At 58.1% G+C, this 14,394-nt stretch carries 15 protein-coding genes; 9 read left to right on the top strand and 6 right to left on the bottom strand.

Annotation, left to right across the window (positions count from 1 at the left end):
* Positions 1-310 precede the first annotated feature (310 nt).
* Positions 311-1,540: a sigma-54-dependent transcriptional regulator gene (locus GOV79_RS21790; protein WP_170769617.1), complete on the bottom strand. Its 1,230-nt coding sequence runs from the start codon at positions 1,538-1,540 to the stop codon at positions 311-313.
* Entirely contained in the window at positions 1,537-3,270 is a 1,734-nt protein-coding gene (locus tag GOV79_RS21785; RefSeq protein ID WP_170791733.1) for a sensor histidine kinase, read from the bottom strand. Before GOV79_RS21785 ends, GOV79_RS21790 begins: the two co-directional genes overlap by 4 nt.
* A gap of 47 nt (positions 3,271-3,317) precedes the next feature.
* Between GOV79_RS21785 and GOV79_RS21780 the strand changes: the two genes are divergently transcribed.
* On the top strand, positions 3,318-4,499 hold the full coding sequence (locus tag GOV79_RS21780) for a cytochrome P450 (RefSeq protein ID WP_170791732.1): 1,182 nt from the start codon (positions 3,318-3,320) through the stop codon (positions 4,497-4,499).
* Positions 4,500-4,501: 2 nt separating this feature from the next.
* Here the strand turns inward: GOV79_RS21780 and GOV79_RS21775 are convergent, their stop codons facing one another.
* On the bottom strand, positions 4,502-4,981 hold the full coding sequence (locus GOV79_RS21775) for an Lrp/AsnC family transcriptional regulator (protein ID WP_170786584.1): 480 nt from the start codon (positions 4,979-4,981) through the stop codon (positions 4,502-4,504).
* Between the two features lie 141 nt (positions 4,982-5,122).
* On the opposite strand from GOV79_RS21775, the gene cobA reads away from it, so the two are divergent.
* The 7 genes from cobA (at position 5,123) to infC (ending at position 10,770) form a co-directional block, all read left to right on the top strand.
* Positions 5,123-5,899, top strand: coding sequence for a uroporphyrinogen-III C-methyltransferase (gene cobA / locus GOV79_RS21770; protein WP_170791731.1), 777 nt, complete (start codon positions 5,123-5,125; stop codon positions 5,897-5,899).
* Complete coding sequence (locus tag GOV79_RS21765) at positions 5,899-6,213, top strand: DUF2849 domain-containing protein (protein ID WP_170786582.1); 315 nt, start codon at positions 5,899-5,901, stop codon at positions 6,211-6,213. Before cobA ends, GOV79_RS21765 begins: the two co-directional genes overlap by 1 nt.
* A gap of 66 nt (positions 6,214-6,279) precedes the next feature.
* Positions 6,280-7,944: a nitrite/sulfite reductase gene (locus GOV79_RS21760; protein ID WP_170791730.1), complete on the top strand. Its 1,665-nt coding sequence runs from the start codon at positions 6,280-6,282 to the stop codon at positions 7,942-7,944.
* On the top strand, positions 7,934-8,695 hold the full coding sequence (locus GOV79_RS21755; protein ID WP_170791729.1) for a phosphoadenylyl-sulfate reductase: 762 nt from the start codon (positions 7,934-7,936) through the stop codon (positions 8,693-8,695). Before GOV79_RS21760 ends, GOV79_RS21755 begins: the two co-directional genes overlap by 11 nt.
* Positions 8,692-9,099 carry a DUF934 domain-containing protein gene (locus GOV79_RS21750; protein WP_170786575.1) on the top strand — a complete coding sequence of 136 codons (408 nt, stop codon included), beginning with the start codon at positions 8,692-8,694 and terminating at the stop codon, positions 9,097-9,099. The genes GOV79_RS21755 and GOV79_RS21750 overlap by 4 nt, the downstream gene beginning before the upstream one ends.
* A gap of 111 nt (positions 9,100-9,210) precedes the next feature.
* The gene (locus GOV79_RS21745) at positions 9,211-10,062 is read left to right on the top strand and encodes a ferredoxin--NADP reductase (RefSeq protein WP_170791728.1); all 852 of its coding nucleotides are present in this window, start codon (positions 9,211-9,213) and stop codon (positions 10,060-10,062) included.
* 117 nt (positions 10,063-10,179) lie between these two features.
* Positions 10,180-10,770 carry a translation initiation factor IF-3 gene (gene infC, locus GOV79_RS21740; protein WP_456239037.1) on the top strand — a complete coding sequence of 197 codons (591 nt, stop codon included), beginning with the start codon at positions 10,180-10,182 and terminating at the stop codon, positions 10,768-10,770.
* A gap of 16 nt (positions 10,771-10,786) precedes the next feature.
* On the opposite strand, the gene GOV79_RS21735 is transcribed toward infC, so the two are convergent.
* The 3 genes from GOV79_RS21735 to GOV79_RS21725 form a co-directional block, all read right to left on the bottom strand.
* Positions 10,787-11,152 (bottom strand): hypothetical protein, encoded by a 366-nt coding sequence (locus GOV79_RS21735; RefSeq protein ID WP_237215911.1) that lies wholly within the window; start codon positions 11,150-11,152, stop codon positions 10,787-10,789.
* Between the two features lie 130 nt (positions 11,153-11,282).
* On the bottom strand, positions 11,283-12,599 hold the full coding sequence (locus GOV79_RS21730) for an aspartate aminotransferase family protein (protein ID WP_170791727.1): 1,317 nt from the start codon (positions 12,597-12,599) through the stop codon (positions 11,283-11,285).
* Complete coding sequence (locus GOV79_RS21725) at positions 12,596-13,363, bottom strand: beta-keto acid cleavage family enzyme (protein WP_170791726.1); 768 nt, start codon at positions 13,361-13,363, stop codon at positions 12,596-12,598. The genes GOV79_RS21730 and GOV79_RS21725 overlap by 4 nt, the downstream gene beginning before the upstream one ends.
* 89 nt (positions 13,364-13,452) lie before the next feature.
* On the opposite strand from GOV79_RS21725, the gene GOV79_RS21720 reads away from it, so the two are divergent.
* Positions 13,453-14,343: a MurR/RpiR family transcriptional regulator gene (locus tag GOV79_RS21720; protein WP_331252784.1), complete on the top strand. Its 891-nt coding sequence runs from the start codon at positions 13,453-13,455 to the stop codon at positions 14,341-14,343.
* Positions 14,344-14,394 lie beyond the last annotated feature (51 nt).

Genomic DNA, 14,394 nt, shown 5'->3' with positions numbered 1-14,394 from the left:
GCGCCTCATGCCGGTCAGTGAACCGAATCGCCTCTTACCGCTCAACTTTTTGTTCTGAATGCCGGTTGATTGTATTTTTTTGTTAATTAACAGTTAATTACAAGCCACGCGAACAGATCTTTGGCTGCTATCCTTGAGCGACGTGCGAAATTTCGCACAAGCCCAAACCCCTTCTGTGCGGTTTTCCGCACAACTTGATTCGCCCATCGAGAATCACCACCCAATCAAGCGCAACCACAGTTCGCGTCAGCGAACTGCCCGGCCCAACCGCCTGACCTGCATGAAATGCAGAGAAAGCGGGCGGGAGCACCTACCTGCGATAATCCTCGGGCCGAATGCCATAGCGAGCCAGCTTGTCGTAAAATGTCTTGCGCGGCAGTTTCAGCGCCTTGGCCGCGTCCGATGCTTTGCCGTTATGGCGCCCCAGCGCCGCGATCAAAAGTGACCGCTCAACTTGGGCCATCTGCTCGCTCAGACCCAACTCAGTGGCGGCGCCCACCTCATCCGGCATCCCAAGCACAAAGCGCATGGCCGCTGACATCAAGGACCGGGCATTCCCTGGCCAATCTTGCGACATCAAAGCCGCCAAATGTTCGGAAGAGATGTCAGGTACTGCAATGCCAGCCTGTTCCGCAGCCTGCGCGACGTAGTGGCGAAAGATCACCGGGATATCCTCGGGCCGCTCGGACAGGGACGGGATGCGCACGCGCATCACATCCAACCGATAGAACAGGTCCGCATGAAACTGCCCTGTTGCGGACAGATCCGCCAGATCCGCAGTGGTGCCGGCGATGATCCGTGCCCCAACCCCCTGCTCGATGATTTCAAGCGCCGCATATTGGGTGTCTTTCGGCATCACCGAAACCTCGTCAAGGAACAGTGACCCACCAGCCGCGTCCTCACACACCTGCTGCAAAGACTGAACCGACATGCCCGAAGCGGGCCGCTTGACGAATGGGCCCTGCGATTGCGGTGACATCAAATGAACCACCTCAGCAACCTTTGATATCCCACTGCCCGCAGGTCCTGTCACCAGAACTTCGGCCCCAGTCGGCGCAACTGAACGCACCCGGTCCCGCAACGCCTCCGACCGCGCAGACAGACCAAACAGAAGCCGCGCCGCCGGGTCGCCCTTTTCCAACTCCTGTTTCAAGGCGCGCTGTTCCAGCACTTGCCGCCGCGCCAGATGCGCCCGTTCCAGCACCTCAAGCAGATCAGAGGCCGCACAGGGCTTTTCCAGAAAATCGAACGCACCCTTGCCCATCGCCCGAACGGCCATTGGAATATCGCCTTCGCCTGTCAGCAGGATCACCGGCAACTCGGGATCAATCTCCAACGCGTAGTTCAAAAGGTAAAACCCGTCCCGTCCGGGCATGCGGATATCCGAGACGATGACCCCCGCAAAATCCGCGCGAATATGGTCCTTGGCCGCAACAAAGGAACCTGCCGTGACCGGCGCGTAATCCGCCAGTTCCAGCGTTTGCGCCAATGCCTCGCGGACCGCCGCGTCATCATCGACCAGAAGAACCTTGCGTGTCATACCACTTCATCTTCCCGAAAATACTCCAGTTCAACCGTAAAGGTCGCCCCTGGATTCGAGTTCACACCGCGAATATTGCCGCCAAAGCTTTGCACCAGCCCGTACGAGATCGAAAGACCCAGCCCCATCCCCTCTGAGGAGCCGACCTCTTTGGTCGTATAAAACGGTTCGAACAGTTTTTCCGTATTTTCAATCCCCGGACCGATATCGCGGACTGTCACCGACAGCTTTTCGTCATCATGTATTTCAATGTCGATCCGCCGCTCGGGTTGCTGGCTCATGGCGTCGGCGGCGTTGTTGATCAGGTTGACGAAAACCTGCCCCAGACGCACCTCTCCGCCCCACGCGAACACAGGCCGCACCGGAGGGGTCCAGTCCAGAACCACCCCATCCGCGCGCAAACGCGCCTCGGTCAGTTCGATCGCGGTTTCGATGACCTGCACCAGATCAACCTTGCTCATCGGCTCGCTTTCATTGCGCGCAAACGCCCGCAGGTTCTTGATGATGCGGGCCATACGTGCGGCCATATCGGAAATGCGGGTTAGGTTCTCAGCGGCCTTTTCCTCGCGTCCACGGGTCAGAAAAGCGGTTCCATTATCGGCGAATTGCCGGATCGCCATGAGTGGCTGGTTCAACTCGTGACTGATCCCAGCAGACATCTGCCCCAATGCGCTGAGTTTTCCAGCCTGCACCAATTCTTCCTGCGCGTGTTTCAGGGCGGTTTCCGCCTCCTGTCGCTCATGCACTTCGCGGCGCAGGGCGGTGTTGGCATCCGTCAGTTCATGAGTGCGTTGCGCCACGCGGCTTTCCAACTCGACATTGGCCAAGGCCAAAGTGCGCCTGCGCTCGGTGGCCAGATACAACAAAGCCCCAAAGGCCAGACAGATTGCCGCCACCGTCGCCGCCTGCAACCCGGCCAAGCGCAGGGCCGGAGCAACATCGACCAGCACTTCGGCCGTCATGTCGATCACTGGCAGATCCAGCGTCAGATGCAAGGCACGTTGCGGTAAATACCGACCCCAATCGACCTCCCACAACTCATGCGGTCCCACTTGGACCGAGGCGAAGGCCACGGACTCACCGGTTGGCGGAGATAGCCCCAGCTGGCCGTCGTCACGGCGCCAGAACAATAGGTCCGAGCGATTGGAGATGAACACGACCCCCTCGGCATCGACAAAGAAAACAGCCTCGGTACTGCCGCGCCATGTCTGCTCGACATCCTGCACGTCGGCGATGACCATCAATGCCCCGTCCACCTGCCCTTCGGGGCCAAACGCGGGGGCGGCGTAAGAATAGATCCGGTCCCCGGTCGCGTCTAACACCCCATGCGCGCTGCCCATCGCGCCCTGCAAGGCACGCTCAAAGGCAGGGTGATCGGCCATATTGGTCTGTGCCGCCGGTTGTGCCGAGGCCAGAACCTGACCGTCGCGGTCCAGATAGATCATATCGACCGCCGCTGTCTTGTCGGCAACATCCAACAGCACGAAGCGCGCATCGCGCCGTTGTGCTTCGGTCTCCAGCGTGTCGAAAGCAGGATGTGTGGCCATCAGAACGGCAAGTTCCTGATAGACCTGCATCTGAGTGCTCAGCCGGTCGGCAGCGAGTTCCAGATCAGCCTCGGCCTTGTCACTAAGTTGCAGCAGCGCCTGCCGGTAGCCGTATGACCACACCCCTGCCGCCAACAGCGCGACAGACAAGACAAAACCCAAAACAACCCAAACCCTTTGCATGAAATAGGGTCTTGCATTCACCGGGCCTCATGGCAAGTGTCCTTGGAATGAAGACGCTTACCCAATCCCCGGTTGCACCGGACTTCTTCCAAAACCCCTACCCTTTCTATCACCATGCCCGCGCATCCGGCGATCTGATTTATTGGGACGACTATCAGATTGTGGCCGCCGTTTCGCACAAGGCCGTGCAAACGTTGCTGAAAGACCGCCGCTTTGGCCGTGAAACCCCAGCCGAGATGCAAAAGCCGGGCCCAAGGCACCTCGCCCCATGGTTGGCGATCGAGGCGCATTCCCTGCTTGAGCTGGAACCACCCCGCCATACTAGATTGCGGGCCTTGGTGATGCGCGCCTTCACCTCGCGCGCGATTACTGCGCTAGAGCCCGCAATACGAGACCTGACCCACGCATTGATCGACGATTTCCCGGATTCCCCGTTCGATCTGCTGGACCGGTTTTGCACCCAAGTGCCCGTGATCACCATCTGCCGCCTGCTGGGCGTACCCGAGGAGATGTCGCCGGACCTGCTGCGTTGGTCCCATTCCATGGTCGCCATGTATCAGGCCAGCCGAACGGCACAGACCGAACAAGATGCAGCCGCAGCCTCGCAAGAATTCACTGATTTCCTGAACAGCTATATCGACCGCCGTCGCACGGATTCGCGTGATGACCTGATCACCCGGCTGATTGCAGCCGAGGAAGATGGCGAGAAACTGACGCGCGATGAATTGGTCGCCACTTGCGTCCTGCTGCTGAACGCCGGACATGAGGCAACCGTGCATTCGCTGGGCAACGGCGTGAAGACAGCGTTGGAACTGGGCCTTGATCGCAGCGTCTTTCAGCCGGGTGTCATAGACGGAACGGTCGAGGAAATCCTGCGCTACGATCCGCCGCTGCACATGTTCACGCGCTATGCTTACGAAGACGTCACCCTGTTCGACCACAGTTTCAAACGCGGCGACGAGGTGGCCTTGCTTTTAGGGGCGGCAAACCGAGACCCGGCAGTGTGGACCAACCCCGATCAGTTTGACCCAACCCGCCCGGTTGTCACCAACACCAGTTTTGGCGGCGGCTTGCATTTCTGTGTCGGGGCGCCGTTGGCACGGCTAGAAATGCGAGTCGCGCTGTCAATCCTGTTCAATCGGTGCCCCTCTCTACGCCTGAGCGAAGCACCGGCCTATGACAACACCTATCACTTCCACGGCTTGCAGCGCTTGATAGTGGAAACCTGAAACTATCCGTCGACCAAAGCACCCAAGGGCAACATCGTGGTGGACTTGATCTCCTCCATCGACAGCAGCGCGGTCACGTTGTGGACCCGCACTTCCGAGATCAGGGTTTGGTAGAACTCATCATAGGCGCGCGCGTTCTTGACCCGCACTTTCAGGATATAGTCGATATCTCCCGCCAGCCTGTGCGCCTCTTGCACTTCGGGCCGATCCCGCAAGGCCTTGAGGAACCTGCGCTGCCAATCAGCCTCGTGCTCTGAGGTTCTGATCAGCACAAAAAACGTAGCCTCGAACCCCAGCGCCTCGGCGTCCAGCAAAACGGTCTGCTGACCGATGACTCCGGCCCCTTTTAGCTTGCGGATCCGATTCCAGACCGGGGTCTTGGAGCTGCCGACCCGCGCTGCTATTTCGTCCAGCGATTGACTGGCATCGCGCTGAAGCTCAACCAGAATTTTCCGATCCGTGTCGTCTATTCGCACCGACATTCCAATTTATCCCTCGTTTCGAAACCCACGTTCCACATTCCAATTTTACAGGAACGTATGTTCTTATTTAAGCGCCCATATGGCGTAATACTGGGAATATTTCCTATATTGCAGGTCAAGTCAAACCAACCGGAATCAACTATGCAAGACGCACGTTCATATGATGGCACAGGGCATGTCGACTTTGTCGGCGCGGGCCCCGGCGATCCTGAATTGCTGACGCTCAAGGCGCTGCGTGCGTTCGAGCGCGCGGATGTCGTACTTCATGACCGCCTGATTAGTGCCGAGGTTTTGGCGATGGCGGGAAAAACGGCTGCTCTGGTTGATGTGGGTAAAGCCGGTTTTGGTCCTTCGTGGAAACAGGCGGATATCGACGCCCTATTGGTGGAACATGCGTTAAAAGGTCAGCGGATCGTACGCCTGAAATCTGGTGACCCCACCGTGTTTGGTCGTCTGGACGAAGAGATCGAAGCCGTTGAAGCCTCAGGCATCTCTTGGACCATCATCCCCGGTATTACAGCTGCCTCGGGCGCTGTGGCGGGTATCGGCCAAAGCCTTACCCGGCGCGGCCGCAATTCCTCGGTCCGGTTCTTGACCGGCCACGACATGAAGGGCTTTGCCGATCACGACTGGTCAGCACTGGCGCGTCCGGGCTCTGTCGCGGCAATCTATATGGGCAAAAAATCGGCTCGGTTCATCCAGGGCCGCCTGATCATGCACGGCGCCGACCGCGCCACGCCCATCACATTGGTGGAAAACGCCTCGCGCCCTGATCAGCGCATCGTGTCAACCAATCTGGACCAGTTGCCCGCCGATCTGAACGCCGCCGAAATGGACGGCCCCACCCTGACTTTTTACGGCCTTGCCCCGCGCCAAGCGGCCAAGACCCTGACCGAATTCAAGAAGGAGCACGCCTGATGGCCCGCGCTTTTACCCCCAAAGTTGTCACTGCGAATGACCTGCTAGAAGGCGACGTGATCTACCTGACCGCCGATGACCGTTGGTCGCGCGACCTGGCCGAGGCCGAGCTGATCACCGACGAGGCCCACGCTCAGGTCCGCCTGCTGGATGCCGCGCGTCAAGCCAATAAGATCGTCGGCGCATATCTGGCCGATGCAGTGGCCGGTGAAAACGGCCCCGAACCCACCCATTTCCGCGAGGACTTCCGCCGCACCGGCCCGTCCAACTATGCCCACGGCAAGCAGGAAACAACAACGCAGCCCCGGGCCTGATCTCTGGCCCTCTCTCTCCCCAAAAAGGCCCCAAGGTATCGGGGCTGCAACTAAGGACAGCTAATCATGTATCGCTACTCCGAGTTCGACACAGCATTTTTGGCAGAACGTAACAAGCAGTTCCGCGCCCAGGTTGAGCGTCGCATCGACGGCTCGCTGACCGAGGATGAGTTCAAACCCTTCCGTCTGATGAACGGCCTGTATCTGCAACTGCACGCGTACATGCTGCGCGTCGCCATTCCCTATGGCACGCTGTCCAGTGCACAGATGCGCCAACTGGCCCTGCTGGCCGAGAAGTGGGACAAGGGCTATGGCCATTTCACCACCCGCCAGAACATCCAGTATAACTGGCCTAAGCTGAACGACGTTCCGGATATGCTGGACGCGCTGGCCGAGGTTGGCATGCACGCCATCCAGACCTCGGGCAACACGATCCGCAACGTGACCGCCGACCATTTCGCCGGTGCCGCCGCGGACGAGATCGCCGATCCTCGCCCCTATGCCGAACTGCTGCGCCAGTGGTCCACCGATCACCCGGAATTCCAGTTCATGCCGCGTAAGTTCAAGATCGCCATCACCGGTTCGGAAAACGACCGTGCTGTAATCAAAGCGCACGACATCGGCCTACAACTGGTTGAACGCGACGGCGTTCTGGGCGCCCGCGTGATCGTGGGCGGTGGTCTGGGCCGTACGCCGATGATCGGCAAGGAACTGTCGGATTTCGTCGCCTTTGACGACCTGCTGGCCTATCTTGAAGCGACTGTGTCTGTTTGGAACCAGATCGGCCGCCGTGACAACAAATACAAAGCGCGCATCAAGATCACCGTTCATGAAAACGGCATCGACACCATCCGCGCCAAGGTAAACGAGCGCTTCCTTCAGGTCCGCCCCCAATTCAAAGGCGCCGATATGGCGTTGTTGGAAGAGATCAAGGGCCACTTTGCAGCGCCTGATTTCCGTAAGGGCTCGGTCGCGTCCTTTGAGAGCGCCTATACCAACGATCCAGTGTTCCGCTCGTGGGTCGATACCAATATCGCGCCGCATAAGAACGCGGACCACGCGATTGTCACGATCTCGATCAAAAAGCACGGCGCGACACCGGGTGATGCGACCACAGAACAGATGCGCGTGATGGCCGATTTGGCTGAAGAGTTCGCTTATGATGAGCTGCGCATCAGCCACGAGCAGAACGTGATCCTGCCGCATGTCCACAAATCGGACCTGCCCGCGATCCACGCCAAGCTGAAGGAATACGATCTGGCCACCGCAAATATCGGCCTGATCAGCGACATCATCGCCTGCCCCGGCATGGATTACTGCGCGCTGGCCACGGCACGTTCGATCCCGGTTGCACAGGAAATCGCAACCCGCTTTGACGATCTTAAGCTGGAGCATGATATCGGCCACCTGAAGATCAAGATCTCGGGCTGCATCAACGCTTGTGGTCACCACCATGTGGGTCACATCGGCATTCTGGGTCTGGATCGTGCAGGCGTCGATAACTACCAGATCACTCTGGGCGGCGACGGCACTGAAACGGCAGCCATCGGCGACCGTACCGGTCCAGGCTTTGCTTATGATGAAATCGTCCCGGCGGTCGAGCGGATCGTGAACACCTATTTGGAACAGCGCGACAGCCCCGAAGAAGAGTTCCTGCAGACCTATCGCCGTGTCGGCATGGCTCCGTTCAAGGCAGCTCTGTACCCCGAGGCTCAGGCGAATGCCGCTTGATCTGATCCAGACGGAACTGGGCAAAGACCGCAGCGAACTGACCGAAAAAGTCGAGGCGCTGAACGCCCGGTTCCGGCACCACAGCGCGCATGACGTGATGCACGGTGCCATTGACCAGATTGAAGATCTTGCCCTGGTGTCCAGCTTTGGGGCCGAGTCGGTAGTGTTGCTGCACATGGCGGCGGTGGTCGACAAGATGACCCCGGTGCTGTTTGTGGACACTCAGATGCTGTTTACCGAAACGCTGGAATACCAGCAGGAGGTCAGCGAACGTCTGGGGCTTAAAAACGTGCAGATCATCCGCGCCGAGGACGAGGATGTGAAGCGCGACGACCCCTATGGTGCCCTGCGTCTGCGGGATACGGATGCGTGCTGTAACCTGCGCAAGACCTTCCCGCTGCAACGGGCCCTGACGGGCTACTGCGGCTGGATCACCGGGCGCAAACGGTTTCAGTCCGGCACCCGCGCCGCGCTGGAGTTCTTCGAGGTCGAAGACGGCACTGGCCGGATCAAGGTCAACCCGTTGGCCCATTGGGCGCCCGGGGATGTGCGCGCCTATATGGAAGAAAACAACCTGCCCCGGCATCCACTGGTGGCTAAAGGATACCCCTCGATCGGTTGTGCGCCCTGCACCTCGCCGGTCAAAGAAGGCGAAGACCCTCGCGCCGGACGTTGGCGCGATCAGAACAAGGAAGAATGCGGCATCCATTTTGTCGATGGCAAGATGGTGCGCGCCGGAGAGACAACATGAACGTAATCGTAAATGATGAGGGCTTTGCCCCCGACGACTGGACCGATGGGTTTGTTACGCTGGAAGACGCCGCCAATGACGTGGTTGCGTTGGATGTGGCCTCGGACACCGATCCGGATGAGCTGTTTGAACGTCTGGGCAGCGCCAAAATGGTGCGCGTGGACTTTCCGTCGTCGGCTGATGGGCGCGGCTTTACCATTGCCCGCATTTTGCGCCTGAAAGGCTATACCGGCCGTCTGCGCGCCCGCGGCCATGTACTGGCGGATCAATTCGCCATGGCTCGCCGTAGCGGCTTTGACGAGGTCGAGATCGACCAGGCACTGGCCCAGCGTCAGCCCGAAGATCAGTGGCTGGCCCGGTCGAACTGGGAAGACAACAACTATCAGGCCCGCCTGCGCGGTTAAGACCGCCATCGGTCAGCTTGAGGACAGGACGTGGGAGCAACTGCCCCCTTTTCCTGACGTGGATCAAAGATTAAACGGAGATGCCGGTTTACCCAACTGGCGGATATAACGATGACAGAGATGAAACCAGTGAGTGAAGCAACCGCCTTGAAGGCCCCCGTTCTGCCCGACGCCCAGACCGTCACCGACGTCAAGCATTGGACCGACAGCCTGTTTTCCTTCAAAGTGTCGCGCCCGGCCTCGCTGCGGTTCCGCTCGGGCGAGTTTGTGATGATCGGTTTGATGGGCGATCCCGACCCCAAGACCGGCCGCCAAAAACCGCTTCTGCGCGCTTATTCGATCGCGTCGCCCTCCTGGGACGAAGAGCTGGAGTTCTACTCGATCAAGGTGCAGGACGGTCCGCTGACGTCAAAGTTGCAACATATCAAACCCGGCGATCAGATTATCCTGCGGCCCAAGCCCGTTGGCACGCTGGTACATGACGCCCTGCTGCCCGGCAAACGCCTGTGGTTCTTCGCCACCGGCACCGGCTTTGCGCCCTTCGCCTCGCTGCTGCGCGAACCGCAGACCTATGAAGATTATGATGAGGTCATCATCACGCATACCTGCCGCGAAGTGGCCGAACTGGAATACGGTCGTCAGTTGATCGAAGACATCCGTAAGGACGAGATGCTGGCCGAGCTGATGGGCGAAGGTTTCGCCGACAAGATCCGATACTACCCGACCACCACACGGGAAGAGAGCCCCAAGATGGGCCGCATCACCAACCTGCTGCAAGACGGCACTGTCTTTGCCGATCTGGGTATCGAAGGTGGCATCAAGCCGGAAACCGACCGTGCTATGGTCTGTGGCTCACTGGCCTTTAACCTCGATATCAAAGCCATTCTGGAAGAGTTCGGCCTGCGTGAAGGCGCGAATTCCGAACCCAAGGAATTCGTCATCGAAAAGGCCTTTGTAGGCTAGTCAGGCCGCGCCGGTCACCGGGTTACCCCTGACCGGCGCATAAACCTGCTGTGAAACCACCGAAATTCCATCGTTTTGGCGTGGATCACGCTTGAATCAGGCACCGGAGCGGTCTAAATTTCGGGCTCGAATTTCTGCAATCATCAAAGGAATGAACCCATAGCCCGCAGACCTCACAACGCGCCGCCTCAGAGAGATACCGGCCCGCGCGTCAATGAAAGAATCCGTGCCCCCGAAATCCGCCTGATCGGCGCTGATGGAGACAACGTCGGGGTGGTTCATCCCGCCAAAGCCATGCAACTTGCCGCAGATGCGGGCCTAGACCTGGTCGAGATTTCGCCAAACGCGAACCCGCCGGTCTGCAAGATCATGGACTTTGGCAAGTTCAAATACGAACAGCAGAAACGCGAAAGCGAAGCGCGTAAGAAGCAAAAAGTCATCGAGGTGAAAGAGGTCAAGTTCCGGCCCAACACCGACACGCATGACTATGACGTCAAGATGAAGAACGTTTTCAAGTTCCTGGAAAAGGGCGACAAGGTCAAAGTCACTCTGCGCTTCCGAGGCCGTGAGATGGCACACCAGAATCTTGGGCGTGAACTGCTGGAGCGCGTGGCAGAGGACATCAAGGATCTGGGCAAGGTCGAAAACATGCCCAAAATGGAAGGCCGTCAGATGATCATGATGATCGGGCCGCTTCCTCAGAAGTAATCAGAATTACCGGATGTTATTCAAAGCCCCCCGCCGTGGGGGCTTTTTTCTGTTCATCCTGCCGTTCACGCAGCCACACGATTGAGTCGTTCAAGTCAAATCCCAATGAGATCAGATCGACGATCAAAAGCAGAACCAGAAACCGAACAAATCCGGTGGTCAGCGGAGTTCCATCCGTTAGCAGGATTATGATGATCGCCACCATCGGCACCCAGCAGATCAGATGAGGCAGAGCCATGGCCTTGGACATGCCGCGTGCGGCCCTCATGATAGGAATATTCAACGCCATTCCTGTCACGGCCAAGGCCGCAATCAGTGCACCCTGCGGTTGATCAACAAAAGCCAGAGTGCCGAGATTCACAGGCACAAGGATGAACGTCATCCATAACTGTACCCATAGTGGCAGTGCCCGAAAACTTGACCAAATGTCTGCGATCATTACTCACACCCATTCACAATAAAATAATGAATAAGTGTATTAATTACACAGGAGCTGTCAGTACACAAACACGTTATACGACTGCGGCCAAAGAATTACTCAACTTTGTGACCATTTCGCCAACCTGAGTCTCCTTTAGAATGAAAGGAGGAGCCAAAAGAACGTGGTCTCCGAATCGCCCATCGCGTGTGCCTGACATCGGGTAGCAGATCAAACCTTCCGCTAAAGCGGCCTTTTTGATCTTGGTAGCCACACCCTGTGACGGATCAAAGGGGGCTTTGGTGACACGGTCCGCGACCAACTCGATTCCACGAAAAAGCCCCCGCCCCCGAATATCTCCGACATTGGGGTGCTGACCGAACTCGGCAAGCAAAGCGTCCTGAACCATCGAACCCATCTGCATCACGCGATGCGGCAGATCCCGCTCGATCATCTGTGTCACAACGGCAAGTGCCGCTGCTGTTGCCACGGGGTGGCCAATATAGGTGTGACCGTGCTGAAAAAAGCCGGAGCCGTCTCGGACTGCGCCATAAATCTTCCCGGTGCACATCATGGCCCCGATCGGCTGATATCCCGCCCCCAGACCTTTGGCAATGCACAGGATATCAGGGGCGACACCCTCATGATCGCAAGCGAACAGATGCCCTGTGCGCCCCATACCGCACATTACTTCGTCCAGGATCAGTAACACACCGTACTGGTCACAAATCTCGCGGATTCGTCTGAAATACCCCTCGACCGCCGGTACCGCACCCAATGTTGCCCCAACTACGGGTTCGGCCATGAACGCCATCACGCTGTCCGGTCCCAACCGCAGGATTTCTGCCTCAAGCGCGTTTGCGACCCTCTGGCCATAGTCAAAGCTACTCTCATCCTCGGGTTTCTCGCCGTATTCGTAGCAGGCCGGGATATGAGACATCTCGATCAGCATCGGCGCAAACTGCGCGCGCCGCCATGCGTTTCCGCCGGCCGATAAGGCCCCCAAGGTGTTCCCGTGATAGCTTTGACGACGTGCAATCACATGACGCCGGTCTGGCTGGCCGATCTCAAGAAAATACTGTCGCGCCAGTTTTATCGCCGCCTCGGTCGCCTCGGATCCGCCCGATACAAAATAAACGCGGTCCAGATCACCCGGCGCGTGTTTGATCAGCAGATCCGCCAACGCCTCGGCCGGTTCCGAAGTCATGAACCCCGAATGGGCAAACGCGATCTTTCCAACCTGCTCTTGAACAGCGGCAATCACCGCAGGATCCGAGTGGCCAAGGCAAGACACCGCCGCATCGCCACAATCCAAATACCGACGCCCCTGAGAGTCGATCAGATAGCATCCGTCGCCTCCAACAGCAGTTGGCAGATCAGCCTTGGTATGGCGTGGAAAAACGTGGCTCATGATCTGATCCCTTTCAAAGTTTCTACCAAAGCGGCAACAGATGCCGCATTGTCGGCCCAAGGGATTCCGGCGTGGTCCGTCAGGCTGTTTTCAAACCCGACACGCACGTCAGCACCCCTTTGCGCAGCCATCGCAAGGCACGCATGTTCCTGCGGCCCAAAAGCACAGACCATCCAGGGCCCATCGAACGGCGGCAACCTGTCCAAATCCTCGGGCGTTGAATTCATCCCTGCCGAATAGCGCCCCAGAACCAACAGATGCTCCGACTGTTCCATTCGCACTATGCCCGACGCGCGCCATTGCGCCAACAAAGCAGCGTCTGTTGCATCATAGAGGATATGCTGAACCCGCGTCCCCTGTTCGGCACATAGCCCATAAACCCGATCCGCGAGGTCCGGCGCACGCGCAATCTCGCGTACAGAAACCGAGGCCCAACCCGGCCTCACCCCGGCCAGACAGTCGTACTGTGCTTGCACGTCATACAGACCGACCGCTTCGGTCGTGATCTGGATGTCCAGCGTCGGGACTTGTCTACGCAGCTCAGCAATCGTTTCCAGATATTGCCCCGCGTCCAAACTATGCCGTCCCTGCGTATCACGTATATGTAGGTGAAGACCTTGCGCCCCGACCCCATGACATGCCTGCGCCGTCTCCGTGATCTGATCCAGCGTCACAGGAAGATAGGCATGATCCTTGACCCCGCGCCGCGCCCCATTTGGCGCAAGCAGAACATAGGGTTTCTCGGACGACTTATGGGCAGACATTGGCACATCCTTTTGCATACCTCGGACATGACGGTTCACTTCAGTGTTTTCAATTTGCCTTTTTCAAAACATTTGTTTTTATGCAGAATATGACACTCAATTCCCTAACCCGACGCTTGCGCGGTACAATCGATCAATTGCCCCCAGCCCTGCAAGCGGCCGCAAAATATGTACTCGACCATCCCGGCAATATCGCGCTGGACCCAATCCGAGTGTCTGCCGACAAGATCGGCGTAAGCACCAATGTGTTGGTCCGGCTGTCCGAAAGACTTGGGTATGACAGCTACGAGGCCTTCCGCTCACCCTTTCGCCATGCTCTGCTAACTGATCGGGAGCGACACCTGAACCAAAGCTGGCTAGCGGAAATGCACGAAGGCACGCCCGCCGATCAGGCACAGGCCAAATTCGCCGAAACCACATTGAATGTAACAACCCGATCCCTTCGGTTGATGACGCCCGAAAAAACGGCGCAGGCGCTGGATGTCATCACGTCTTCTCGGCGGTGCTTTGTCACCGCCACCCGCGCCAGTTATGCGCTGTCCTACTATTTCTCGTATGTGGGCCGAATGGCACATCCCGGAATACAGTTGATCCCACGACATGTTGGCGCAGCCAGCGATGACCTCGTGGACGCGACCCAGCAAGACTGCCTGTTGGCCATCACAGTTCACCCCTATTCCGCAGATACAATCCAATCGATGCGCTCTGCGCTGGCCCGCCGGATGCGCCTCATCCTGATCACCGACAGCGAGGTGGTCGCACCAGGCATTCAACCCGACGTCCTGTTCCCGGTCAGCACAAGATCCCTGCATCACTTTTCTGCATATTCCGGCGCAATGGCTGTCCTTGAATGCCTTCTTGGGCAGTTGTTCGACGCAGGCGGTGCAGACGCACTGAACCAAGTTCAGGCCTACGAAAAAGCCAGGGAACAAAACGGCGCGTATTGGGCTCCCTCCAAAACGCCACGTATCCGGCGATAAAAAAGCCCCGCTTTTGTTGCGGGGCTTTTGGGTTTGTTTGTCTAGGCGGTT

The organism is Ruegeria lacuscaerulensis (assembly GCF_013034745.1).
Taxonomy (GTDB): domain Bacteria; phylum Pseudomonadota; class Alphaproteobacteria; order Rhodobacterales; family Rhodobacteraceae; genus Ruegeria; species Ruegeria lacuscaerulensis_B.
This window is presented reverse-complemented; position numbering and strand designations above follow the sequence as displayed.